This window comes from Hydrogenophaga sp., assembly GCF_051858985.1.
GTDB lineage: Bacteria > Pseudomonadota > Gammaproteobacteria > Burkholderiales > Burkholderiaceae_C > Hydrogenophaga.
The window spans coordinates 57,974-80,920 of the sequence record NZ_JBHYGM010000001.1 but is presented as its reverse complement, the minus strand read 5'-3'; the positions used below and the strand labels follow the sequence as shown (position 1 = coordinate 80,920).

The window sequence follows — 22,947 nt, the reverse complement described above, 5'->3', positions numbered from 1 at the left end:
GGGGCTAGTTGCGGACCACGTTCACGGCGGTTTCCGGCAGGGCATCACCCAGGCCGAACAGGTCGGCCAGCGCGGCACGGTACTGCGCCTGACCCACCGAGTTGGTGTTGTGGTGCGACCCACCTTCGACCAGCACGAACGACTTGCGGCCCTTGGCGGCCTCGAACAGCTTGCGGCCCAGTTCAGGCTGGATCAGGCGATCGTCACCGCCGTGCACCACCAGCAGCGGCGAGCCGATGTCGGGCACGCGCTTGACGGCTTCGAAGCGCTGGGTGATGAGCAGCGAGACCGGCAGCCAGCCCCACTTGAAGGTGCTCACCACATCGGGGATGGAGGTGAACGTGCCCTCGACCACCGTGCCGGCTTCGTCATCCACCTGTGCCGCCAGCTCGATGGCGATGGCGCCTCCCAGAGAATGACCGAAGATGTAGCGAGGTCGCCCCGGGTACTTCTGTTCCAGCCAGTTCCAAGCCGCGCGCGCATCTTCGTAGGCCATGGTTTCCGAGGGCAGGTCGCTGCTGCTCTTGCCGAAGCCCCGGTAGTCGATGGCCAGCACCGAGAAACCGAGTTCTTCCATGCGACGTGCCCGAAAGGCCGAGCCTGTCACGTTGAACCGCGCACCATGGAGGTACAGCAGGATGGGCGCATCCGGGCGTGCCGCGAAGTTCTCGTGCTGGGCCCACAAACCGTGCAGCTTCACCGGCTTGCCCGTGACCTGCGACGGGAACTCGATCCACACGTCGTCCATGCCCTGCGCTGCGCTCACCCCGCCCGCCCAGCTCCGGTCCGACGGCTGGAAGATCCAGGTGCGCTGCTTCTCGTCGAGCGTGGCGCACCCGGCCATCAGGGCGAGGGCGGCAAACAAGGTGACGAAGAGTCGCTTCATGGCGGTGATGGATGCCCGTGAACGGTGAAAAGTTCAGGTGTTTTCACCATCGTGCACGTTCCATGCCACGGCGATCCACCGCCAGATCGGGCTTGTGTGGCCTAGATCACGCCCTGGGCGAGCATCGCATCGGCGACCTTCACGAAGCCCGCGATGTTCGCGCCGTCCACGTAGCTCACCGTGCCGTCCTTGCGCTTGCCGTGCTGCAGACAGGCCTGATGGATGCCGACCATGATGGTGTGCAACCGCGCATCGACTTCCTCGCGCGGCCACGACAGGCGCATGGCGTTCTGGCTCATCTCCAGGCCGGAAGTGGCCACGCCGCCAGCGTTGCTGGCCTTGCCAGGTGCATAGAGCACGCCGGCCGCCTCCAGCACGTCCACCGCTTCGAGCGTGGTGGGCATGTTGGCGCCTTCGGCCACGCAGCACACGCCGTTCTTCACCAGCGTGTTCGCGTCGCTCACCGCGATCTCATTCTGCGTCGCACAGGGCAGGGCCACGTCCACCGGCACGCCCCAAGGATTGATGCCCGCTTCAAAGCGGGTCTTCGTGCGCTCGGCGTAGTCGCTCACGCGCCCGTACAGGTGGTTCTTCACTTCCATCAACTCGGCCAGCTTGGCCGGGGTGAAGCCGTCCTCGTCGATCACGGTGCCGCTGGAGTCGGACACCGTGACCACCTTCGCGCCCATGGCCATGGCCTTTTCCACCGCGTACTGCGCCACGTTGCCCGAGCCGGACACGCTCACGCGCAGGCCGTCGAGCGACCTGCCTTTGGTCTTGAGCATTTCCTCGGCGAAGTACACCGTGCCGTAGCCCGTGGCCTCCGGCCGCACCAGCGAACCGCCAAAGCTCAGCCCCTTGCCGGTGAAGACGCTGTCTGCGCGGTTGCTCAGCTTCTTCATCATGCCGGCCATATAGCCGACCTCGCGCGCGCCCACGCCGATGTCGCCCGCCGGAATGTCGGTGTCCGAACCCACGTGGCGAAACAGTTCGCTCATCAGCGCCTGGCAAAAGCGCATCACCTCGCCCGCGCTCTTGCCCTTGGGGTCGAAGTCCGACCCGCCTTTGCCTCCGCCCATGGGCAGGGTGGTCAGCGCGTTCTTGAAGGTCTGCTCGAACGCGAGGAACTTCAGGATGGACAGGTTCACCGAGGGATGAAAGCGCATGCCACCCTTGAACGGGCCGATGGCCGAGCTGTGCTGGATGCGGTAGCCGCGGTTCACCTGCACATCGCCGTGGTCGTTCACCCAGGAGATGCGGAACATCACCACGCGTTCGGGCTCGACCAGTCGATCAAGCAGGCCCTGCTCTGCGTATCGCGGGTGAGTGCCGATGAACGGCCAGAGGCTTTCCATCACCTCGGTGACGGCCTGGAGGAATTCGGGTTGGTGGGGATTGCGGTGCGCGACTTGCTCGAGGAATGCGTGGGCCGAAGGGTATTTCATGGATCTCATGCTTCAAATTGGTGCATGAGATTATGCGGAACGCGCATTCCGCGTCGCAAAACGCCCTCGACTGGTGCCTGTGTCTCAGCGCCCGCGCAGGAACAGCGCGTCCAGTTCCTTCATGCCCACCTGCCGCCAGGTGGGTCGGCCGTGGTTGCACTGGTCCGACCGCTCAGTCACTTCCATCTGCCGCAACAGGCCATTCATTTCGTCCAGCGTGAGGCGCCGGTTGGCCCGCACGGCGCCATGGCAGGCCATGGTGGCCAGCAGCTCGTTGCGGGCGCGCAGCACCACCGTGCTGGCATCGTGCTGAGCCAGTTCGGCCAGCACACTGCGCGCAAGGTCCACCGGGTCGCCCTGCGCCAGGGTGGTGGGCACGGCGCGCACGGCGAGCGTTCTGGGCGAGAGCGGATTCACCTCCAGCCCCAGCGTCCCCAGCACGTCCGCGCAGCTCTCGGCGGTGGCGACCTCTTCGGGCGTGGCGGCAAACGTGGCCGGGATCAGCAACGGCTGGCTGGCCACCCGCTGGTCGTCCAGTTGCTGCTTGAGGCGCTCGTAGACGATGCGTTCGTGCGCCGCGTGCATGTCGACCACCACCAGTCCCTGGGCGTTCTCGGCGAGGATGTAGACGCCCTGCAATTGGGCTATGGCGCGGCCCAGGGGCCAGTCGCCTTGGGGCAGGGGCGGAAGGTGGGCAGGGGCTTCGACAGGCTCAGCCCGAACGGGATTGAACTCAGCTCGAAGGGGATTGAACTCAGCCCGAACGGATGTGTTCGTGTCGGCTCCACCCACCACCGTTCGGGCTGAGCCAGTCGAAGCCCATCCAGACCCGTTACCCCACAAAGCCCCCACATCGCTCACCCTGTATCCCACCTCTGGCTCGCGCGGTGCAAACGCCAGCCCGGTCTGCTGCGCGGGTGGTGTCCACACCGGCGCGGGCGCGATGGCCGTCGGCTCCGCAGCCGACCCCGATCGCGGCACCGCCAGCGCGCCCTCCACCGCCTGCCGCACGGCGTGGTGCACCTCGCGGCTGTCACGGAAACGCACCTCGATCTTGGTGGGGTGCACGTTCACGTCCACGCGCGCCGGGTCCAGCGACGCGTACAGCGCATAGACCGGCTGGCGGTGGCCGTGCAGCACGTCTTCGTAGGCGCTGCGCGCGGCGTGCATGATGACCTTGTCGCGCACGTAGCGGCCATTCACATAGGCAAATTGCCAGTCGGCGCGCGACCTTGCAGCGTCCGGCACGCCGGCGAAGCCCCACACGCGCAGGCGCTGCAGGTCGTCATCGGGCGCGTCCACCGGCCAGTGCACTGCCACCGCCTGCTCCACGAATTCCTCGCCCAGCACATCGGCCAGGCGCTGGCGCAGCGCATCGATGCCGCCGCCGGCCACGGCGCGCCATTGCGACACTGGCTTGCCCTCGTGCCAGATGGCAAAGCCCACGTCGGGTCGCGCCAGCGCGTGGCGGCGCACGGCTTCGATGCAGTGGGCGAGTTCGGTGGCGTCGGTCTTGAGGAACTTGCGCCGCGCCGGCGTGGCGAAGAAGAGCTCGCGCACTTCCACCGTGGTGCCCGGTGCGCGGGCGGTGGGGCGTAGCTCGCCGCTGCGCCCATCGAGCAGCCAGCCGTGGGCTTCGTCGTCGGTGTCCACGCGGGTCAAAAGCGACACTTCCGCAATCGAGCAGATGGCGGCCAGCGCCTCGCCGCGAAAACCCATCGTGCCCACGGACTCGAGATCGGCCAGGCTGGCGATCTTGCTGGTGGCGTGGCGCTTGAGCGCGTGAGGGAGTTCGCTGCGCAGGATGCCGCCACCGTTGTCTTCAACGCTGATCAGCCGCACCCCGCCGGCCTGCAGGCGCACTGTGATCTGCGTGGCGCCCGCGTCCAGCGCGTTGTCCAGCAGTTCGCGCACCACCGAGGCCGGCCGTTCCACCACCTCGCCAGCGGCGATCTGGCTGACGAGTTCATCGGGAAGTTCGCGGATGGGGCGCCGGGGCGCCCGGGCGAGGGAGGGCAGGGTGGTCACGGGCAAATTGTAGGTGGCGGGGATAATGCCGCTCCATGGACATCATCGCCTTCCTCATCGACTTCATCCTCAACGTGGACCAGCACCTGCAGACTTTCGTGCAGAACTACGGCGCCTGGGTGTACGCACTGCTCTTCCTCATCATCTTCACCGAGACCGGCGTGGTGGTCATGCCGTTCCTGCCGGGCGACTCGCTGCTGTTCGTGGTGGGGGCACTCTGCGGTGCCGGCCTCATGAGCCTTCCGCTGGTGATGGTTCTGCTGGTGATCGCCGCGATCCTGGGCGACCAGACGAACTACTCCATTGGCCGCTACTTCGGACCCAAGGTGTTCCAGTGGGAAAACTCGCGCCTGTTCAACCGCAACGCGTTCAACCAGGCGCACGCCTTCTACGAGCGCTACGGCGGCATCACCATCATCCTCGCCCGTTTCATGCCCTTCATCCGCACCTTCGCGCCCTTCGTGGCCGGTGTGGCCGAGATGACGCGCACCAAGTTCACGGCGTACAACGTGATCGGCGCGCTGATCTGGGTGGTGGGCCTGACCACGGCGGGGTACGTGTTCGGCAACCTGCCGTGGGTGCAGGAAAACCTGAGCGTGATCATCTGGGCCCTGATCCTCGTGCCAGGCCTGATTGCACTCTATGGTGGGTGGAAGGCCAGCCGCGAAGCCAAGCAAAATCCGGTGGTGTGACCTCAGGCCGGCGCGCCGTCGGCGTGCAGGTCGAACACCAGGTTGCGCAGCCACTGGTTGGCGGGGTCCTTGTGGTATTTCGCGTGCCAGAACTGGTTGATGGCGATGCGCGGCAGATCGACCGGGTGCGGCAGGTGTCTCAACGCAAACGGCTCGACCATGCGCTCGGCCAAGCGCTCGGGCACCGTGGCGATCAGGTCGGTGGTCTGGAGGATGTGGCCGATGGCCACGAAGTGCGGCACCTTGAGCTTCACGCGCCGTTGCGGCGTGTGGTTGTCCAGAATCTCGTCCACCTGGCCGTGGCCGGTGCCGGCTGAAACAACGGCCACGTGGTCGGCTGCAAAGAAGTCGGCCGAGCGCAGTCGTTTCTGATCGAGCTTGTGCCCCTGGCGGAACAGGCAGACGTATTTCTGTTCGAACATGCGTCGCTGAAAAAAGCCGGCCTTGAGCTGCGGCAGCAGTCCGATGGCCAGGTCGATCTGGCCCGCCTCCATCGCATCCTTCAAGTTCAGGCTGGTGTGCCTCGCCGTGCTGATCGTCACCGAGGGCGCCAGTTCCTGCACACGCTGCATGAGCCGTGGGAGGAAATAGATCTCGCCGATGTCGGTCATGCCGATGGTGAAGCCGCGCTGGCTGGTGGCGGGATCGAACGAGGTGCGCGCGTTCACCGCGCCGTGGATCATGCCCAGCGCATAGCCGATGGATTCGGCCAGGTGCTCCGCGAACGGCGTGGGCTGCATGCCCTGCGCGGTGCGCAGGAAGAGCTCGTCGTCGAACAGCTTGCGCAGACGCGCCAGGGAATTGCTCACCGCCGGCTGCCCCAAGCCCAGGTTCTCGGCCACCCGCGAGACGCTTCGTTCGGTGAGCAGCTGGTTGAAAACCACCAGCAGGTTGAGGTCGATGTCTTCGAGTTCCATATTGATCTGGATGATATCGACCATTCATGCCATTGCGTTGACTGATTTCACCGAGCCACGGATCATCGCCCGATGGACATCCACATCCGGCCCATCGACCGCACGCTCCATGTCAACGCAGGCACGAATCTGCTCGAGGCCCTGCGCGCAAACGGTATTCCGGTGTCGTACAGCTGCATGGCGGGGCGCTGCGGCACCTGCCGGTGCAAGGTGGTTTCGGGCCACGTGCTGGAATCCGGGCGCGAAGTCCGGCACGCGCAGGCCGGGGACGACCCGAACCTCGTGCTGGCCTGCCAGACCTTCGTGACCGAGCCCTGCACCCTGGAGATTCCCGAGCCGGACGAGGTGGTGGTGCACACCGCTCGCATCGTCAAGGCCACCGTGCTGGCCATCGAAGACGTCACGCACGACATCAGGCGCCTGCGCCTGAAGCCGGCCAAGCCGATCGAGTTCTCGCCCGGACAGTACGCCCAGCTCCAGTTCACGCCCGAGCACATCCGGCCCTATTCGATGGCGGGCCTGTGCACCGATGGCGAGCTGGAGTTCCACGTGCGGCTGGTGCCGCAGGGCCGCGTCACCGGGTACATCGCGGAATCGCTGAAGGTGGGCGACGCGGTCCGTGTGAGCGGGCCGCTGGGCTCGGCCTATCTGCGCCAGAAGCACGCGGGGCCGATGCTCTGCGTGGCTGGCGGCACGGGACTGGCGCCCATCCTCTCCATCCTTCGCGGGGCACTGGACGCGCGGTTGCGCAACCCGGTGCACCTGTATGTCGGCGTGCGTTCCGAGCGCGACATCTACGGGCACGAAGGGCTGGCCGATCTGCAGAAGCGCCATCCTGACCTGAACGTGCACACCGTGGTGGCGTCCGGGCGCGCGCCGGGCTGCCGCACCGGCCTCGTGACCGATGCCATCCGCCACGACTGGCCAAAGCTTCACGGCTTTCGCGCCTACCTGTGTGGCGCGCCGCCGATGGTGGAGGCCACCTCGATCCTCATCCGCCAGATGGGCGTGCAGCCCGACCACATCCACGCCGACGCTTTCTACGCCAGCAGCACCTGATCACCACAACAAGGAGACCGCATGAGCACCACCACCGACGGGACATTTCCCGATCGCATCCGCTGGGAATCCGACGGCACGAGCCGCATTCCCTTCATGGCCTACACCGACCCGGCGCAGCACAGGAAGGAGCTCGAACGCTTCTTCTACACCCGTCACTGGAACTATGTGGGCCTGGAAGCGGAGGTCCCCAACAACGGGGATTTCAAGCGCACCGTGATCGGTGAGCGTTCGGTGATCCTGGTGCGCGATGCCGAAGGCGAGATCCGGGTGGTGGAGAACGTGTGTGCGCACCGGGGCATGCAGTTCTGCCGGGAACGCCACGGCAACCGAAAAGAGTTCGTCTGTCCGTACCACCAGTGGAGCTACACCCTGAAAGGCGATCTGCAGGGCGTGCCGTTCCGCCGGGGCGTGAAGCAGGACGGCAAGGTCAACGGCGGCATGCCGGCCGATTTCAAGACCACCGACCACGGTCTCAACCAGCTCAAGGTGGCCACGCGCGGTGGCGTGGTGTTCGCCAGCTTCGACCACGGTGTGGAATCGCTCGAGGACTTCCTTGGCCCGGTCATCCTCGGTTACTTCGACCGCCTCTTCAACGGCCGCAAGCTCACCATCCTGGGCTACAACCGCCAGCGCATCCCCGGCAACTGGAAGCTCATGCAGGAGAACATCAAGGACCCTTACCACCCGGGCCTGCTGCACACCTGGTTCGTCACCTTCGGCCTCTGGCGCGCCGACAACAAGAGCGAACTGAAGATGGACGCACACCACCGCCATGCCGCCATGATTTCGACGCGCGGCCAGTCGGGCAAGGCCGACCAGGTGACGCAGGTGTCCAGTTTCAAGGAGAGCATGCAGCTGCACGACCCGCGGTTCCTGGACATCGTGCCCGAGGACTGGTGGGGTGGCCCCACGGCGGTCATGACCACTCTGTTTCCCAGCGTGATCCTTCAGCAGCAGGTCAACAGCGTGTCCACGCGGCACATCCAGCCCGACGGCCACGGCGCATTCGATTTCGTCTGGACGCACTTCGGTTTTGAGGACGACACGCCGGAGATGACGCAGCGCCGCCTGCGACAGGCCAACCTGTTTGGCCCGGCCGGCTTCGTGTCGGCCGACGACGGCGAGGTGATCGAGTTTTCGCAGCAGGGCTTCGAGCAGAAGCCGCACCACCGCACGCTTGCCGAACTCGGCGGCCGCGAGGTGGGCGACACCGACCACATGGTCACCGAGACGCTGATCCGCGGCATGTACCAATACTGGCGCGAAGTCATGGAGGACAAGGCATGAGCCCAACACCCGACATCCGTTTCGAAGACCATCTGGCGATCACGCGCCTCTACGCCGACTACGCACAGGCCGTGGACTCGGGCGACTGGGACCTGTGGCCCGAGTTCTTTATCGACGAGGGCATCTACAAGCTGATCCCGCGAGAGAACCACGAGCGCGGCTTTCCGCTGGCCACCCTGTCCTTCGAGAGCAAGGGCATGCTCAAGGACCGCGCCTACGGCATCAAGGAAACGCTGTTCCACGACCCGTATTACCAGCGCCACGTGGTGGGTGCGCCGTTGGTCCACAAGGCCGAGGTTGACCGCTTTGAGACGGAAGCCAACTACGCTGTGTTCCGGACCAAGCTCTCGAAGGAGAGCACGGTGTTCAATGTGGGGCGCTACATCGACGTCATCGTTCGCACACCGCAAGGTCTCAAGTTCGCCTCCCGCCTGTGCGTGTACGACAGCGAAATGATCCCGAACTCCATCATCTACCCCATCTGACGCGCGAGGTGCACCCATGAGTTCGAACCCCGATGCCTGGACCGATGCGGCCTCGCTCGACGACCTGCCCGATGACGACGTCATCGGCCTTCAGATCGGGGGGCGCGACATCGCCCTCTACAAGGTGGAAGGGGACGTGTTCGCCACCGACAACACCTGCACCCACGGCCATGCGCGGCTCTGCGACGGATTCCTGGAAGGGCACGAGATCGAATGCCCGCTGCACCAGGGGAAATTCGACGTGCGCAATGGAAGCCCCACTTGCGCGCCGGTGACCGAAGCCCTGCGCTGCTATCCGGTGCGCATCGAAGGCGGCCGCGTGATGCTGGACCTGACGGGCTGAGGCCGGGTGATCAGATCTGCCGCGTTCTCGCCAGCGGCGGATTCCTGGAGAAGTAGGCGACGATGCCGCGCAGCAAGGCATCGGCGAGGTCGTTCTGGTACTTCGGATCGTTCAACCGCTTCTCTTCATCGGGGTTGCTGATGAAGGCCGTTTCCACCAAGACGCTGGGGATGTCCGGCGCTCGCAGAACGGCAAAGTTGGCCTGCTCCACGCGCGGCTTGTGCAGCTTGCCGATCTGCTTGACATGACCCAGCATGGCACTGCCGAGCTTCAGGCTGTCGTTGATCTGCGCGGTGGTGCTCATGTCCAGCAAGGCGCGGCGAAGGTGCGCGTCTGAACCCGACTTCACGTTGAGGCCGCCCACCAGGTCGGCCGCGTTTTCCTTGTCGGCCATCCAGCGGGCAGCGGCGCTGCTGGCACCCTTGGTGCTCAGCGCATAGACGCTGGCGCCCTGCGGCCGGGGCGTGAGGAACGCGTCGGCATGCAGGCTGATGAAGAGATCGGCCTGGACCTTCTGCGCCTTTTGCACCCGCACCTGCAGGGGAACGAAGAAGTCCCGGTCGCGCGTCATGTAGGCGCGCATGGGGTTGCCGTTCACGCGGGTGTCGTTGATGCGGTCCCGCAGCTTCTGCGCAATCTGCAGCACCACCTTCTTCTCGTGCGTGCCTCCCGGTCCGATGGCACCCGGGTCTTCGCCGCCATGTCCGGGGTCCAGCGCCACGATGATCAGGCGCTCGGTCTTGCCCTTGCCTGCCGGTGGCTGTCTGGCCGCGCTTCCCTGGCGTGGCGTGGCGCCGGCCACTGCCGTGTCGTCGGCCGTGGCCGGGGGCTGAGCGGGCGCGTTGCCAGGCGCCACGGGGCCTGTGACACCCGGCGGCAACTCACGTTTCGCGATCAAGGCGCCCAGTGGGTCGTTCTCGGGCGTGGCGGGCCGCGTGACCTTGTCGGTCTCCAGGCCCAGCAGCCGCGCCGCGCGCGCACTGGCTTCGTCCAGGTCCTTCATGCGCTGGGCAATGAGTTGCTCCAGCGGATCGGGTGCATTGACGGGATACAGGTCGAACACCAGCCGGTGCTGGTAGGCGGCCACCGGTTCGAGGTTGAAAACCTGCGGCTTGATCGGCTGCTTGAGATCGATGACCAGGCGAACCACGTTGGCCGCGTTCTGGGCCACGCGGATGCCGGCGATGTTCGGATCGTCCGATTTCAGCTTGCCCACCAGTTCCTTCAGGCCCGGCAGCAGGTCGATGCCTTCAATGTCCACCGCCAGGCGGGGTGGCTCGTTGATGAAGAACTGGCGCGCCTGCAGCACCGCATCGGACTCGATGGTGACCCGCGTGTAGTCCTCGGCGGGCCAGATGCGCACCGCCAGCACGCTGGCACCGCGTGCAATCTGCTGCGCGCCGAGCAGCAACACGAGCGAGCCGGTCCGCAGGAGCTGGCGCCGCGAGACAGTCATTGCAGGGCCTCCAGCAGCAGGCGGCCGGTGGGTGTCATGGCCATGATGTTGACGCGACGGTGGGTGTCCTGGTCGAGGTCGATGTGGTCTTGTGGTGTCATCTCGTCGGGTTGGATGTGAATGCGCAGATCGACCAGAGGTAGAAAGTCGCCAGCGCGTTCGGGCCACTCCACCAGCTTGAGGCCGGGGCTGGCGAAAAGTTCGCGAAAGCCGGCATCTTCCCACTCGCGCGGATCGCTGAAGCGGTAGAAGTCGAAGTGCCAGACCTGCAGCGGTTCGCCCGCGGGCATCACGGCGCAATCGATGGCCGTGTGAGGTTCCACCACGGCGTAGGTCGGGCTCTTGATGCGGCCGCGCACGCCGAGTGCGCGCAGCAGGTGGCGCACCAGCGTGGTCTTGCCCGCGCCGAGGTCGCCGTCCAGGGCAATGGTGGCGTGGGCGATGGCGGGGGACATGGCGAGCTGGCGGGCGAAGCTCTGTGTGTCTTCTTCGGTCTCCCAGCGCCCCTGCCAACGGGCATTTGGGGACACCGAACCCGCAGGCACCGGGTCGGTTCCTACAATGGGCTTCACATGAAGATGGCTCTCGATACCGCTCAACTCGTCTCGCAGATACAGGCCTGGGGCCAGGAGCTCGCATTTTCGCAAATTGGCGTGGCCGATGTGGATTTGTCTTCGGCAGAGCCGGGTCTGCAGGCCTGGTTGTCGGCTGGATGGCACGGTGACATGGCCTACATGGCTGCCCACGGCATGAAGCGCGCACGCCCCGCCGAGTTGCTGCCGGGTACCGTGAGCGTGATCACCGCGCGGATGGATTATTTGCCGCGCGAGGCGCCCGAGGGCTGGCAGGCGCTGGAGTTCGCGCGGCTTGAAAACCCGGGTGAAGCCGTGGTGTCCATGTATGCGCGGGGCCGCGACTACCACAAGGTGCTGCGAAACCGGCTGCAGAAACTGGCCGAGCGCATCCAGGGAGCCGTCGGGCCGCTGGGACACCGCGTGTTCACCGACTCGGCCCCGGTGCTGGAAGTGGAACTGGCGCAGCGCAGTGGCCAGGGCTGGCGCGGCAAGAACACCCTGGTGCTGAACCGCGAGGGTGGATCCATGTTCTTCCTCGGGGAGATCTATGTGGACCTCGCGCTCCCCGCCACCGAGGCCGTCAGCGATCACTGCGGCGCCTGCAGCGCCTGCATCGACGTGTGCCCCACCCAGGCCATCACCGCCCCGCAGCGGCTCGATGCACGCCGTTGCATCAGTTACCTCACCATCGAACACGCAGGCGCCATTCCTGAAGAACTGCGCGCGCCCATGGGCAACCGCATCTATGGCTGCGACGACTGCCAGTTGATCTGTCCGTGGAACAAGTTCGCACGGCGCAGTCCGCTGGCCGATTTCGATGCCCGCGAGGGCCTGAGCGGTTCCACGCTGCTCGAACTGTTCGGCTGGAGCGAGGGCGAGTTCCTGCGGCGAACCGAAGGCAGTCCGATCCGGCGCATCGGACATGAGCGCTGGCTGCGCAACATTGCGGTGGCGCTGGGCAACGCACTGCGGGCCAGCCGCGACGAACACGTGTTGTCAGCCCTGGGCGCCCGCGCCGATCACCCCAGCGACCTCGTGCGGGAGCACGTGGCCTGGGCGCTGTCTCAGGCCGTGTAGCGCTGCCTCAACTCGCGCTTGAGCAGCTTGCCGCTCGGGTTCTTGGGCAGGCTCTCGGTGAACACCACGCGCTTCGGGCTCTTGAAACCGGCCATGTGCTGGTTGCAGTGCGCCATCACCTCGGCCTCGGTGAGCTGCTGACCGGCCTTGACCACGATCACGGCGGTGACCGCTTCCACCCATTTCGGGTCCGGCAGGCCGATCACCGCCACTTCGCTGACCGCACCCAGGCGGTAGACCATTTCCTCCACCTCGCGGCTGGCGACGTTCTCGCCGCCGGTCTTGATCATGTCCTTCTTGCGGTCCACCACCGTGATGTAGCCCTCTTCGTCGATGGTGGCGAGGTCGCCGCTGTGGAACCAGTCGCCTTCGAAGGCGGCTTTCGTGCGCTCCGGGTCGTTGAAGTAGCCCAGCATCAGGTGAGGCGATCGGTGCACGAGTTCCCCGACCTCGCCCACGGCCACGTCCCGCATGTCGTCGTTCACCACACGGGTCTCCACGTTCAGCACCGCCTTGCCGCAGGAACCGGGTTTGCGCAACTGGTCCTCGGGCGGCAACATGGTGGCCAGCGGCGCGATCTCGGTCTGGCCGTACAGGTTCCACAGCCGCACCGCCGGCAGGCGCGAGGCGAGTTCCTTCAGCACCTCCACCGGCATGATCGAGGCGCCGTAATAACCTTTGACCAGGCTTCTGAGCCTGGCTGCATCGAACAGTGGCGAACGCAGCAGCGCGATCCACACCGTGGGCGGCGCGAAGAAACTGGTGATGCCGAACCGCTCGATCAGGGCGATCAGGTGGTCGGGCACTGGCTTGGCCGTGATCACGTTGCTGCTGCCGATGTAGATGGCCGGGCCGAAGAAGACGTCGAGCTGCGCGCAGTGGTACAGCGGCAAGGCGTGCAGGGCGTGGTCGTCCTCGGCGATGTCGGCATTGATGACGCAACTCACGTACTGCCACAACACGGCGTCGTGGGTGAGCATGGCGCCCTTGGGGGTGGACTCGGTGCCGCTGGTGTAGACGATCTGCGCCAGGTCGAAGCTGCCCAGGGTCACGTCGGGCAGGGGGTCGGTGCAGGCGGCCAGTTCGTCGAAACGGTGCATGCCGGCCACGGGCTCACTCGGGTCCTCCGCGGGCAGCCAGACGAACTGGGCGACCTGCGTGTCCAGTGCAGCGGCTTCGCGCGCCAGCGCTGCGAGGCCGCTGTCGGTGGCGAGCGTCTTCGCGCCCGCGTGGCGCAGGATGTAGGCCACTTCGTCGGCCTTGAGCATGAAATTGATCGGCACCATCACCGCGCCGCGACGTGCCAGCGCAAAGCGCAGGGCGGCAAAGCCGTGCGAATTGCGCGCCAGCACGGCCACCTTGTCGCCCTGCGCCACGCCGATGCGTGCCAGGCCGGCCGCGAGGCGGCTCACCAGCGCATCGAACTCGGCGTAGGTCCACTGTGTGGCACCGCAGACGATGGCGGTCTTGGCCGGCAGGCGCAGCGCGGTGCGGCGCAGCGCATCGGCGATGGTCTGGCGGCGCACCACCGGGTGGATGGCTAATGACATGCAGGGCTCCTGAGTGCTCGATGAGGGAAGTGCGATGCCCGATTGAAATCGAATCCGGGCGGGCTGGCATGCGCGTTTACACCAGCGCGCTGTCACGTTTGCTCACGAAGGTGACGACTATCATCCGCCCATGAATCCCGTGAACGCCACCCACAGCCTGATCGGCCACTGGGGCCGCAAGGTCCGCGCCACCTGGCGCGCGTGGTGGCACGTGATCCACATGGGCGCTCAGATCGTGGTGCTGGCACTCTCGCCGACCATCTACACGCGGTCGGCCCATCGCAGCGCGGTGTTCGCACACCTCTACACCGCCACCGCACCGCTGCTCACCTGGTTCCTGGTGCTGTCGGCGCTGGTGAGCCTGGTGCTCATCCGCATCGTGGTGGCCACGGCCTACAGCTATGGCCTGTCGCAGTACGCGCTGGAAGTCCTGGTGCGCACGCTGGTGCTGGAGCTGATCCCCCTGTATTCGGCCATGTTCGTGGCCGCGCGTTACGCCATGCCGGCCGCGCAGGCCCTGCGGGGTCGTTTCGCCCGGGCGCACCGCGAAGGCCACCTCGCGCCGCAAGAGTCGTTGCTGGCTTCGGTGTTGCTGCCGCGTGCGCTGGCCGCGATGTTCTCGGTGCTGCTGCTCGCGGCGCTGGCCTGCGTGGTCTGCCTGCTGCTCACCTACCTCACGGTCTACGGCTTCTCGCCCTGGGGCCTGCCGGCCTACACGCGCAGCGTGGGGCAGGTGTTCTCCCCCACGGTCACGCTCATCTTCACGCTCAAGACACTGTTCTTTGCCCTGGCCGTGGGCGTCGTGCCGCTGGCCGCCAGCGCGCAGAGCGATGAGCGCGGGGGTTTCTCGCGGCGCAGCGACATGTCTGAATTCGCCCGCCTGTTTTCGGTCGTGCTCCTGATCGAAGTCACGTCCCTGATCGGCAACTATTACTAATGCCATGAACCCCACACCCGAACGCCCACCCGGCGACGAACCGCCCCCCGTGAAGAACCTGGAGTTCAAAGCCGCGCTGCTGTTGGTGGTGATGGTGCTGCTGGTGGTGGGATCGGCCGCCTATGTCATGTTCGCGCGCGGCGTGTTCGAGCCCACGCAGCGGCTGGTGCTCATTTCCGACGACTCCGAGGGCGTGGTGGTGGGGATGGACATGACCTTCGCCGGGTTTGCGATCGGGCGCGTGGCGCGCATCGAGCTGGCCGATGACGGCAACGTGCGCATCCTCGTGGACGTGCCGGAGAAGGACGCGAAATGGCTTCGCACATCCAGCATCTTCACCATGGAACGCGGTCTGGTGGGTGGCACGCGCCTGCGCGCCTACAGCGGCGTGCTGGACGACCCACCGCTGCCCGACGGCGCGGAGCGCAACGTGCTGCGTGGCGATACGGCCGCTGAAATTCCCAAGCTGGCGGCCAGCATGCGCGAGGTGCTCGAGAACCTGGCCGCGCTCACGGCGGCCGACGGCGCCGTGGCCGGCACGCTGGGCGGCGTGCAGGTGACCGCCGAGCGCCTCAAAGGTCCGCACGGTGGGCTGGGCGTGCTGATGGGCAACGACGAGGATGCGAAGAAACTGGTGCAGACCATCGAGCGCACCAACGCGCTGCTGCTGCGTGCCGATGCGCTGGCCAAGCGGCTGGACAGCCTGGCCGCCAACGCCGACCGCCAGGTGTTCGGCCAGGGTGCGCCGCCAGGGCAGACCGGTCTGGTGGGCGATGCGCAGGCCACCGTCAAGCAGCTCAATGCCTTGCTGGCCGACGCGCGCAACAGCCTGCAGAAGGTGGACGCGGTGCTGGTGGAGGTGCAGGGTGTGGCGAGCAACACGCGCGATGCCACCGGCGACCTGGGGACCTTGCGCGCCGAGGTCGAGTCCAGCCTGCGCAAGGTGGATTCGCTGATCAACGAGATCAACCGCAAATGGCCTTTTGCGCGTGAAACAGAGATTCGCCTTCCATGAACATGCTCTTCCCTGCCTTTGTGTTTTCACTGGTTGCGCTGACCGCCTGTGCCAGCAAGCCCCCCGCACCCGAATGGCAGATGAATGCGAAGTCGAGCGCCGAGCGCGCAGCCGAGGCCTGGCTGGTGGGCGATGCGCGCATCGAGGCGGTGGAATTCGCGCGCGCGCGGCGGGAGATTACCAGCACGGGCCGCGCCGATCTGCTGGCCCGCGCCGAACTGCTGCGCTGTGCCACGCGGGTGGCCTCGCTTGTGTTTGAGCCGTGCGCGGGTTTCGATGCCCTGGCGCAGGACGCCGCGCCGGCCGAACAGGCCTACGCGCGCTACCTGCAAGGCGCGGCCACGCCAGCCGACGCCGCTGTGCTGCCCGAAGTGCATCGCCCCCTGGTGACCAGCACCGCACCCGATGCAGCCGTGGCCGCGATCCAGGATCCGCTCTCGCAGCTTGTCGCTGCGGGCGTGCTGCTCAAGACAGGCCGGGCCACACCCGGTGTGATCGGTGCGGCGGTCGACACCGCATCGGCGCGCGGATGGCGGCGTCCCTTGCTGGCGTGGCTCGGTGTGCAACGGGACCGCGCGCAGGCCGCCGGTGCCAGCGAGGAGGCCGCTCGCCTGCAACGTCGCATGAACCTTGTCGCGCCAGCGCCGAGGCCCTAGTTCACCTTGCCGATCTTCTGCACCACCGTCTTCATGGCGCTGGCGTCGTCCTGGACGAACTTGTCGAATTCGGCTGCGTCCTGGAACTGGAACGAGGTGCCGGCGGTGGTCATCACCTGCACGGTCTTCGGATCCTGGGCGGCCATGCGCGCGGCTTCGCGCAACTTGTTCACCACCGCAGGCGGTGTGCCCGCTGGCACGAAGATGCCCGACCACTGCGAGTAGCTGATCGGCACGCCGAGTTCCTTGAAGCTGGGCACATCCGGCAGCAGGGCCAGGCGGCCTTCGCCCCAGTGCGCCAGGGCGCGCAGCTTGCCCGCCTTGATCTGCCCCACGGCACTGGCCGGACCGGTGGCCACCGCGTCCACCTGGCCGCTGAGCATGCCCAGGATGGCGGGGCCCGCGCCGGTGTACGGCACATGGAGCATGTAGCTGGACGTGGCCGCCTTGAGCTGCTCCATGGGGACATGCATGGTGCCGTAGTTGCCCGATGAGCCGAACGTCAGCCGGCCCGGGCTGGTCTTGGCGGCGGCGATGAATTCGGCGTAGGTCTTCCACGGGCTGTCGGCGCGCACCACCAGCACCGTGGGGTCGGCGGTCATGCGCGCGATGGGGATCAGTTGCGAGAGTTCGAACATCGGTGGGCGGCCGAGAATCCTGTCGGCTTCGGGCAGCACCACGATGGAGGACAACGCCATGAGCATGGTGTAGCCGTCGGGCGCAGCCTTGGCCACCTGCGCCATGCCGATGCCACCGCCCGCGCCAGCCCGGTTGACCACCACCACCGACTGGTTGAGGTGGCGCGCCATGGCTTCAGCCACCGGGCGGCCCACCACGTCGGCCACGCCCCCGGGTGGGAACGGCACCACCATGGTGACGGGCTTGCTCGGGTAAGCGTCCTGTGCGTGGGCCATGCCCATCGTGGCAGCGAGCGCCAGCGCGAGGCTGCAGAGTTTGAGTGCGGTGCGGTGCATGAGTGTCTCCAGACGATTTTCTTGACAGAGGAAGGGGCGTTCAGACAAACCGGTTCTGCAGCGTGCCGATGCCGTCGATCTCGATGCGCACCACGTCGCCGGTCTTCAGGAACGTGGGCGGCGTCATGCCCAGGCCCACACCCGCCGGCGTGCCGGTGGCGATGACGTCGCCGGGATACAGCGTGATGCCGCGCGAGATGGTCTCGATCAGCGTGGGAATGTCGAAGATCAGGTCTTCGGTGCGGCCATCCTGGCGCGGCTCGTCGTTGACCCAGCAGCGCACGCGCGTGTGCTGGCCGTCGAGCTCGTCGGCGGTGACGATCCACGGCCCCATGGGGCAGAAGGTGTCGAAGCTCTTGCCCATGTCCCACTGCTGGTGGCGCATCTGCACGTCGCGCGCGGTCACGTCGTTGACGATGGTGTAGCCGAACACGTGCTTCATCGCATCGGCCTTCGCGATGTTCTTGCCGCCGATGCCGATGACCACCGCGAGTTCGGCTTCGTAGTCGATCTGAGGCGAGATGTCGTCTCCGGGCAACTGCACGTCGGCGCCGTTGGCCACCACGCATTCGGGCACCTTGGTGAACACGATGGGCCAGGCCGCGGGGTTGGTGTTGTTGTTCTTGAACACCGAGCCCTGCAACTCCTTCGCGTGCTCGTGGTAGTTGCGGCCCACGCACCAGATGTTGCGGCGGGGCACGGGAATCGGCGCTTCGAGCTGCAGGTCGGCGAGCTTCAGCGCGGCGCCGGAGGCAGCGGGCAGTGGGGCGCCACGGGCGGCAGCCTCCACCAGCGGCAGCGCGCCGCGCTGGGCTTCGGTCGGGCTGAGCGCCAGCGGTGTGACGGCGAGGCCGTCCGCAGAAACGGTGCCGACCTGTCGCTGGCCTTGATGAACGAAAGTGGCGATGCGCACGCAGACTCCTTGATGATGCGATGAATACCAAAAAGTACCAATTGGTACCAGATCAAAAATCATAGGCCATGAGGGCAACTTCAGGATTGGGGAAAGCACTGAGCTACAGCATGGTGAGCGAATTGGTCTGGTTTGGTACATTTGCTTTCATGAGCCTGGCCAGACCCTTGCGCGAATCGATCCTCGACCAGTTGCACACCGGGCAATGGAGAGCCGGCGATCGACTGCCCACCGAACGCGAACTGGCCGACACCTTCGGGGTGAGCCGCACCACGGTGCGCAAGGCACTGGCCGATTTCAAGCAGCAGGGCCTGATCGAGCAGACCGTGGGCAGCGGCACCTTCGTGGCCGAACAGGCCGGGGCGCGCCTCGGCCAGCGCATCCAGCACGACTCGTCCCAGCACACCAGCCCGGCCGACCTCATGGAGGCGCGCCTGGCGATGGAGCCCGCCATCATCGAACTCGCGATCCGCAACGCCACGGTGGCCGACCTGCGGCGCATGGACGACTGCTGCGACCAGGCCGAGGCGGCGCAAACCCTGGAGGCTTTCGAACACTGGGACGCCGAACTGCACCAGGCCATTGCCGACGCGGCCCACAACAGCTTCGTGGGGAACGTGTTCAGCCTCATGAAGACGGTGCGCGCCCAGGGCGACTGGGGGCAGCTGAAGAAGAAGAGCGTGACGCCCGAACGCCGGCTGGCGTACCAGGTGCAGCACCGGCAGATCGTGAGCGCGCTCAGGGATCGGGACGGTGCCCGCGCCCGGGAGCTCACCCTCGAACACCTCTTGCAGGTGCGCCGCAACCTGCTCGGTTATTGAGTCACAGCACCAGCCGCTGCGCGTAGCCCGTCATCTCCAGGTAGCCGCGCCCCACGGTGCGGCCATTGCTGTCGATCAGATCCGAGAGGCCTTCCCAGTACACCGTGCCGGTGCTCGCGCGGCTGTCCAGTTCCTGCGGATCGATGACGGCCTTGATGGTGTAGAAGTCGGCGGGCGTGCGCACCACCCATTCCACCGGATAGCGAGCGCGCGTGAGCGGGCTGGTCCAGAAGCGCCGGGGCTGCCAGTCCACTTCGCCGGGCGCGAAGGCGTAGATGTCACGCGGGTCCTGCGCGCTGCCGGCGGCGCGGAACGAACCGCCCGCCCAGACCTTGCTGCCGTCCTTGCGCCGCAACTGGAAGGCCGTGAGGCTGCTGCCGTCCAGCAGGTTCATGCCGATCCAGTCCCAGCCCACGGCCTCGGGATGCAGCAGCGCTTCGCTCCATTCGTGGTCCAGCCAGCCGCTCCCTTGCACGGCGAAGCGCTGCCCGCGCACCCCCAGGGTGCCTTGCACGGCCAGGTGGGGCTGACTCACGTAGAAGCTGGCCTGGGCCGGGTCGGGCCCCTTGCGGGAGAAGCCGGCCTGGCCCTGCAGCAGCCACGCCTGTTGTGGCCGGGCGCGCAGTTCGATCTGCAAGGCTTCGCTGGCGATGCGCATCGTGTAGTCACCCGCGGGCTCGCGCAGCAGATGCCAGTCGCGCAGTTCGATGTGCGTGTCGTTCACGCTGGCAAACACCGCGTGGCCGGTTTGAGCGGGCGGCTGGCCGTTCCAGCGCGCAATGCGCTGGTCGTGCACGAGCTCGCCGTTCTGCACGTCGGTGATGGCCGCGTGCGCAAACAGCAGGTGCCGGGCAGCGAGCCGGCTTTTGAGGGCGCGGGCCTCGTCCACGCGGCTGCGGAAGAAGGTGAGCTGGAACCCGAAATCGCGCCCGCTGGCACCGCGTGCATGCCCGGTGAGGTACCACCACTCGGTCCGCGTCTCGTTGTGGCTGCCGTGGTCACGCGGGAACGAGAGCGGGCGCGGTCGCAAGGCGTCACCCGGCTGGTGCGTGTCCTGCGTGTCCTGCGCGTGCAGCGGGGGCACCAGGCAGGCACCCACGGCGCCGGCCAGCCATTGACGCCGATCAAATTTCACCAGTCCTCCTTGACGGCGCGCACCGCATCGCGGCTGGCAGCGGCCTGGCCGGCGAGCCAGGCGGTGAGCGTGCCAGCCAGCACCACGGCGGCGCACAGCGCGAGCAGCCGCGCCCAGGGCAACACCAGGTCCATGGTCCAGTGAAAGCTCTGCGGGTTGACCACATGCACCAGCACGAGGCTCACCGCCAGGCCCAGCGCCAGGCCGGCCAGCGCACCGAGCAGCGTCCAGGCCAGGCCTTCCAGCGCCACCACGCCCAGGATCTGGCGGCGCGTCAGGCCCAGGTGCGCGAGCAGGCCGAACTCGCGTCTGCGCGCCAGCACCTGCGCGCTGAAGCTCGCGGCCACGCCGAAGAGCCCGATGCCGATCGCCACCGCCTGCAGCCAGACGGTGACGGCAAAGCTGCGGTCGAAGATGCGCAGGGATCCGGTGCGAATCTGGCTGGCCGAGGCGAACTGGATCTGATCGGTGACACCCAGCCGTTCGGCTTCGACCCGGATGCGCTCGCGCACCTCGTCTTCGCGCGCATCGGCGGTGAGCAGCAGGGCCAGGTCGTTCACGCGCGCGTCGCCCGTGAGGCGCACGAAATCGTCGCGGTCCATCACCACGCTGCCGTGCTGGCGAGCGTAGTCGCGCCACACGCCGGCCACGAAGAAACGCGTGCCGCGCGCCTGCGGTTCGGCAAAAGCCATCGCCAGTCCGTCCAGCCAGCCCCCGGACGTGGCACCGTAAAGGTCCACCATGGCCTCGCTCACATAGACGCGCACCACACGCTCACCTTCGCGGGCATCGGGTGCGGGCAACGGGTTGCCCACCAGCGGCAGGCCGAGCATGGCACCGGGCACCGCGATGAGCGGGCGTGAGAGCAGGACCACGGCCGGGCGCGCCGGGTCCAGTTGCACCGGGGTGGCGCGCAACGGGTCGGCACGCGCCACGCCCGGCACGCGCGAGACCGCGGCCACGAAATCGTCGGGCAAGTGGCTGCTGTCGCCCACGCCGCCCACGCTGCGCACATAGAGCGGTGCGGGCAGCACGGCGTCGAGCCATTGCGTGACCGAATCGCGAAAGCTGGCCACCATCACCGTGAGCGCGACCGACAGCGCCAGGCTGGCGACCACGCCGCTGGTGGCCACCGCGGCCGTTTCGCGCAGTCGCCGCGATCGCTCCACCGCCAGCAGCGGGAGCGTGCGGCGGGACACGTGCGGCGCGATCCAGTCCAGCAGCCAGCCCACCGCCAGCGGCAGGGCGGCGATGCCACCCACCAGCAGCAGCCCCACCGACACGTAGGCGGCCAGCGGAATGCCCGCCACGGGCGGCGCCCAGGCCAGTGCCGCCGCCAGTGCGATGAGCGCGAGTGCCAGCGCGTGGCGACGTCCACCCCGCGGCGCCGGTGCACCCAGACCCTTGAGCGCCAACGCCGGCGCCATGCGCGCCGTGGCGCGCGCCGGCCACCACCCACCCACCACCGAAGCCGCCACGCCAAGCAGGCCGTAGACCAGCGCCGCCAGCGGGCTCCACAGCAGCGGAGGGGACTCACCGGTGAAATAACCCCCGCCGAGATCGCCGCCCAGCAGGCGCAGGGCGAGCGCGGCCAGGGCAGTGCCCAGGGCCACGCCCAGCGCGCTGCCCAGCAGGCCCAGCAGGGCCGACTCGGCCAGCACCAGCCGCAGACGTTCGCCGCCAGAGAGGCCCAGCACGCCCAGCAACGCAAATTGCGGCTGGCGACGCGCCACCGAGAGCGACAGCACCGAGAACACGAGGAACGCGCCCGTGAACAGCGCGACCAGCGCCAGCACGGTGAGATTCACGCGGTAAGCGCGAGAGAGGTTGCTGACGCGCTCACCCGATTGTTCAGGGCGTTGCGCGATCACATGGTCCGGCAAGTCCAGTCCGGTCAGCACCTCGTCGGTGCGCGCGCCCGGTGCCAGGCGCAGGTCGATGCGGCTGAGCTGGCCCGCTCGGGCCATGCGCTCCTGCGCGGCGGCCACATCCATCACCAGCAGCGGCGCACCAGGTGCGGTCACGCGGCCGGCCACACGCAGCGCTCCGCCGGGCACTTGCAGCCCGCTCGCGCCTTGCAGGGCCTGGCTGGCTGCGGGGTTGAGGAACACAGCGTCCGGTGCGAACAGGTCGAGACGTTTCGCGTCCGTTCCTTCCACCACCGGCATGAGCGCAGGAGACAGGCCGGCCACCACGAGCGCGTCCACACCCAGCAGCTTCACCTGAACCGGTTGGCCCCGTGCGTCCAGAACCTGCGTGGCCACTTCCAGCACCGGGCTGGCCAGGGCCACGCCGGGGTGAGCAGCGACCTGCTCGAGCAGGCGGTCGTCCAGCGGTCCCTGGCGCGCGCGCAGCGACACATCGGGCTGGCCGTTGACCGAACTCACCGCGCTGGAAAACTCGGCCAGCGCCGATGCATTGATGAGGTGCACCGCGAAGGCCAGCGCAACACCCAGCATGACCGCCACCACCGCGGAAGCGTTGCGCCACGGGTGGTGGCGCAATTCCTGCATGGAGAAGGTGGAGAGCAACGCGCGCATCCTCTGAAGCTTAAGGCCGGGGTGCATTCGCAGAGTGTTTCATCGCACAGACGCGGGGCTTTTGCCCGCGTACGATGCACCAACGGTTTTCTGGAGTTCACCGATTCATCCGCGCACCCTGCGCGGCCGCCTGGCCAACTGGCCAGTTCCTGT

21 protein-coding genes are annotated in these 22,947 nt (G+C 67.2%); 10 read left to right on the top strand and 11 right to left on the bottom strand.

The window, feature by feature from the left end; genetic code table 11:
* Nucleotides 1-4: 4 nt before the first annotated feature.
* The 3 genes from ACTIEY_RS00410 to mutL form a co-directional block, all read right to left on the bottom strand.
* Nucleotides 5-886 (bottom strand): alpha/beta hydrolase, encoded by an 882-nt coding sequence (locus ACTIEY_RS00410; protein ID WP_439517169.1) that lies wholly within the window; start codon nucleotides 884-886, stop codon nucleotides 5-7.
* Nucleotides 887-987: 101 nt separating this feature from the next.
* Nucleotides 988-2,331 (bottom strand): NADP-specific glutamate dehydrogenase, encoded by a 1,344-nt coding sequence (gene gdhA / locus ACTIEY_RS00405; RefSeq protein ID WP_439517168.1) that lies wholly within the window; start codon nucleotides 2,329-2,331, stop codon nucleotides 988-990.
* A gap of 84 nt (nucleotides 2,332-2,415) precedes the next feature.
* Nucleotides 2,416-4,359, bottom strand: coding sequence for a DNA mismatch repair endonuclease MutL (gene mutL, locus ACTIEY_RS00400; RefSeq protein WP_439517167.1), 1,944 nt, complete (start codon nucleotides 4,357-4,359; stop codon nucleotides 2,416-2,418).
* Nucleotides 4,360-4,394: 35 nt separating this feature from the next.
* Between mutL and ACTIEY_RS00395 the strand changes: the two genes are divergently transcribed.
* Nucleotides 4,395-5,051 carry a DedA family protein gene (locus tag ACTIEY_RS00395; RefSeq protein ID WP_439517166.1) on the top strand — a complete coding sequence of 219 codons (657 nt, stop codon included), beginning with the start codon at nucleotides 4,395-4,397 and terminating at the stop codon, nucleotides 5,049-5,051.
* A 2-nt stretch (nucleotides 5,052-5,053) separates the two neighbouring features.
* Here ACTIEY_RS00395 and ACTIEY_RS00390 read toward each other — a convergent pair whose 3' ends face one another.
* Nucleotides 5,054-5,968, bottom strand: a complete 915-nt coding sequence (locus ACTIEY_RS00390) for a LysR family transcriptional regulator (RefSeq protein WP_439518245.1) — start codon at nucleotides 5,966-5,968, stop codon at nucleotides 5,054-5,056.
* 72 nt (nucleotides 5,969-6,040) lie between these two features.
* Between ACTIEY_RS00390 and ACTIEY_RS00385 the strand changes: the two genes are divergently transcribed.
* The 4 genes from ACTIEY_RS00385 to ACTIEY_RS00370 are packed head-to-tail and all read left to right on the top strand — an operon-like array spanning nucleotide 6,041 to nucleotide 9,145.
* Nucleotides 6,041-7,027, top strand: a complete 987-nt coding sequence (locus tag ACTIEY_RS00385; RefSeq protein ID WP_439517165.1) for a 2Fe-2S iron-sulfur cluster-binding protein — start codon at nucleotides 6,041-6,043, stop codon at nucleotides 7,025-7,027.
* Nucleotides 7,028-7,048: 21 nt separating this feature from the next.
* Nucleotides 7,049-8,317, top strand: coding sequence for an aromatic ring-hydroxylating dioxygenase subunit alpha (locus ACTIEY_RS00380; protein WP_439517164.1), 1,269 nt, complete (start codon nucleotides 7,049-7,051; stop codon nucleotides 8,315-8,317).
* A complete protein-coding gene (locus ACTIEY_RS00375) occupies nucleotides 8,314-8,802 on the top strand; it encodes an aromatic-ring-hydroxylating dioxygenase subunit beta (RefSeq protein ID WP_439517163.1) in 489 nt (162 codons plus the stop codon). Before ACTIEY_RS00380 ends, ACTIEY_RS00375 begins: the two co-directional genes overlap by 4 nt.
* 16 nt (nucleotides 8,803-8,818) lie before the next feature.
* Nucleotides 8,819-9,145 (top strand): non-heme iron oxygenase ferredoxin subunit, encoded by a 327-nt coding sequence (locus ACTIEY_RS00370; protein ID WP_439517162.1) that lies wholly within the window; start codon nucleotides 8,819-8,821, stop codon nucleotides 9,143-9,145.
* A 10-nt stretch (nucleotides 9,146-9,155) separates the two neighbouring features.
* Here the strand turns inward: ACTIEY_RS00370 and ACTIEY_RS00365 are convergent, their stop codons facing one another.
* Together ACTIEY_RS00365 and tsaE are read right to left on the bottom strand one after the other, a co-directional pair.
* A complete protein-coding gene (locus tag ACTIEY_RS00365) occupies nucleotides 9,156-10,601 on the bottom strand; it encodes an N-acetylmuramoyl-L-alanine amidase (RefSeq protein WP_439517161.1) in 1,446 nt (481 codons plus the stop codon).
* Nucleotides 10,598-11,146: a tRNA (adenosine(37)-N6)-threonylcarbamoyltransferase complex ATPase subunit type 1 TsaE gene (gene tsaE, locus ACTIEY_RS00360; RefSeq protein WP_439518244.1), complete on the bottom strand. Its 549-nt coding sequence runs from the start codon at nucleotides 11,144-11,146 to the stop codon at nucleotides 10,598-10,600. The genes ACTIEY_RS00365 and tsaE overlap by 4 nt, the downstream gene beginning before the upstream one ends.
* A gap of 33 nt (nucleotides 11,147-11,179) precedes the next feature.
* On the opposite strand from tsaE, the gene queG reads away from it, so the two are divergent.
* Entirely contained in the window at nucleotides 11,180-12,253 is a 1,074-nt protein-coding gene (gene queG, locus ACTIEY_RS00355; protein WP_439517160.1) for a tRNA epoxyqueuosine(34) reductase QueG, read from the top strand.
* On the opposite strand, the gene ACTIEY_RS00350 is transcribed toward queG, so the two are convergent.
* A complete protein-coding gene (locus ACTIEY_RS00350) occupies nucleotides 12,241-13,803 on the bottom strand; it encodes an acyl-CoA synthetase (RefSeq protein ID WP_439517159.1) in 1,563 nt (520 codons plus the stop codon). The genes queG and ACTIEY_RS00350 overlap by 13 nt on opposite strands.
* 130 nt (nucleotides 13,804-13,933) lie before the next feature.
* On the opposite strand from ACTIEY_RS00350, the gene ACTIEY_RS00345 reads away from it, so the two are divergent.
* The 3 genes from ACTIEY_RS00345 to ACTIEY_RS00335 are packed head-to-tail and all read left to right on the top strand — an operon-like array spanning nucleotide 13,934 to nucleotide 16,411.
* Complete coding sequence (locus ACTIEY_RS00345; RefSeq protein ID WP_439517158.1) at nucleotides 13,934-14,740, top strand: MlaE family ABC transporter permease; 807 nt, start codon at nucleotides 13,934-13,936, stop codon at nucleotides 14,738-14,740.
* A gap of 4 nt (nucleotides 14,741-14,744) precedes the next feature.
* On the top strand, nucleotides 14,745-15,755 hold the full coding sequence (locus tag ACTIEY_RS00340; RefSeq protein WP_439517157.1) for an MlaD family protein: 1,011 nt from the start codon (nucleotides 14,745-14,747) through the stop codon (nucleotides 15,753-15,755).
* A complete protein-coding gene (locus ACTIEY_RS00335) occupies nucleotides 15,752-16,411 on the top strand; it encodes a hypothetical protein (protein ID WP_439517156.1) in 660 nt (219 codons plus the stop codon). Before ACTIEY_RS00340 ends, ACTIEY_RS00335 begins: the two co-directional genes overlap by 4 nt.
* Here ACTIEY_RS00335 and ACTIEY_RS00330 read toward each other — a convergent pair.
* Together ACTIEY_RS00330 and ACTIEY_RS00325 are read right to left on the bottom strand one after the other, a co-directional pair.
* Nucleotides 16,408-17,385, bottom strand: coding sequence for a tripartite tricarboxylate transporter substrate binding protein (locus ACTIEY_RS00330; RefSeq protein WP_439517155.1), 978 nt, complete (start codon nucleotides 17,383-17,385; stop codon nucleotides 16,408-16,410). The two genes, ACTIEY_RS00335 and ACTIEY_RS00330, sit on opposite strands and share 4 nt — an antisense overlap.
* A 40-nt stretch (nucleotides 17,386-17,425) precedes the next feature.
* A complete protein-coding gene (locus ACTIEY_RS00325; protein ID WP_439517154.1) occupies nucleotides 17,426-18,298 on the bottom strand; it encodes a fumarylacetoacetate hydrolase family protein in 873 nt (290 codons plus the stop codon).
* A gap of 149 nt (nucleotides 18,299-18,447) precedes the next feature.
* On the opposite strand from ACTIEY_RS00325, the gene ACTIEY_RS00320 reads away from it, so the two are divergent.
* Entirely contained in the window at nucleotides 18,448-19,119 is a 672-nt protein-coding gene (locus ACTIEY_RS00320) for a FadR/GntR family transcriptional regulator (protein WP_439517153.1), read from the top strand.
* 1 nt (nucleotide 19,120) lies between these two features.
* Here ACTIEY_RS00320 and ACTIEY_RS00315 read toward each other — a convergent pair whose 3' ends face one another.
* The gene (locus ACTIEY_RS00315; RefSeq protein WP_439517152.1) at nucleotides 19,121-20,254 is read right to left on the bottom strand and encodes a lipocalin-like domain-containing protein; all 1,134 of its coding nucleotides are present in this window, start codon (nucleotides 20,252-20,254) and stop codon (nucleotides 19,121-19,123) included.
* Entirely contained in the window at nucleotides 20,251-22,794 is a 2,544-nt protein-coding gene (locus ACTIEY_RS00310) for an FtsX-like permease family protein (protein WP_439518243.1), read from the bottom strand. Before ACTIEY_RS00310 ends, ACTIEY_RS00315 begins: the two co-directional genes overlap by 4 nt.
* Nucleotides 22,795-22,947 lie beyond the last annotated feature (153 nt).

Excerpts from the sequence above, each read along its gene's own strand:
- ACTIEY_RS00410 (WP_439517169.1), bottom strand. The coding sequence starts at position 886 with ATGAAGCGACTCTTCGTCACCTTGTTTGCCGCCCTCGCCCTGATGGCC.
- gdhA (WP_439517168.1), bottom strand. The coding sequence starts at position 2,331 with ATGAAATACCCTTCGGCCCACGCATTCCTCGAGCAAGTCGCGCACCGC.
- ACTIEY_RS00395 (WP_439517166.1), top strand. The coding sequence starts at position 4,395 with ATGGACATCATCGCCTTCCTCATCGACTTCATCCTCAACGTGGACCAG.
- ACTIEY_RS00390 (WP_439518245.1), bottom strand. The coding sequence starts at position 5,968 with ATGGAACTCGAAGACATCGACCTCAACCTGCTGGTGGTTTTCAACCAG.
- ACTIEY_RS00385 (WP_439517165.1), top strand. The coding sequence starts at position 6,041 with ATGGACATCCACATCCGGCCCATCGACCGCACGCTCCATGTCAACGCA.
- ACTIEY_RS00380 (WP_439517164.1), top strand. The coding sequence starts at position 7,049 with ATGAGCACCACCACCGACGGGACATTTCCCGATCGCATCCGCTGGGAA.
- ACTIEY_RS00375 (WP_439517163.1), top strand. The coding sequence starts at position 8,314 with ATGAGCCCAACACCCGACATCCGTTTCGAAGACCATCTGGCGATCACG.
- ACTIEY_RS00370 (WP_439517162.1), top strand. The coding sequence starts at position 8,819 with ATGAGTTCGAACCCCGATGCCTGGACCGATGCGGCCTCGCTCGACGAC.
- ACTIEY_RS00365 (WP_439517161.1), bottom strand. The coding sequence starts at position 10,601 with ATGACTGTCTCGCGGCGCCAGCTCCTGCGGACCGGCTCGCTCGTGTTG.
- queG (WP_439517160.1), top strand. The coding sequence starts at position 11,180 with ATGGCTCTCGATACCGCTCAACTCGTCTCGCAGATACAGGCCTGGGGC.
- ACTIEY_RS00350 (WP_439517159.1), bottom strand. The coding sequence starts at position 13,803 with ATGTCATTAGCCATCCACCCGGTGGTGCGCCGCCAGACCATCGCCGAT.
- ACTIEY_RS00345 (WP_439517158.1), top strand. The coding sequence starts at position 13,934 with ATGAATCCCGTGAACGCCACCCACAGCCTGATCGGCCACTGGGGCCGC.
- ACTIEY_RS00340 (WP_439517157.1), top strand. The coding sequence starts at position 14,745 with ATGAACCCCACACCCGAACGCCCACCCGGCGACGAACCGCCCCCCGTG.
- ACTIEY_RS00335 (WP_439517156.1), top strand. The coding sequence starts at position 15,752 with ATGAACATGCTCTTCCCTGCCTTTGTGTTTTCACTGGTTGCGCTGACC.
- ACTIEY_RS00330 (WP_439517155.1), bottom strand. The coding sequence starts at position 17,385 with ATGCACCGCACCGCACTCAAACTCTGCAGCCTCGCGCTGGCGCTCGCT.
- ACTIEY_RS00320 (WP_439517153.1), top strand. The coding sequence starts at position 18,448 with ATGAGCCTGGCCAGACCCTTGCGCGAATCGATCCTCGACCAGTTGCAC.
- ACTIEY_RS00310 (WP_439518243.1), bottom strand. The coding sequence starts at position 22,794 with ATGCGCGCGTTGCTCTCCACCTTCTCCATGCAGGAATTGCGCCACCAC.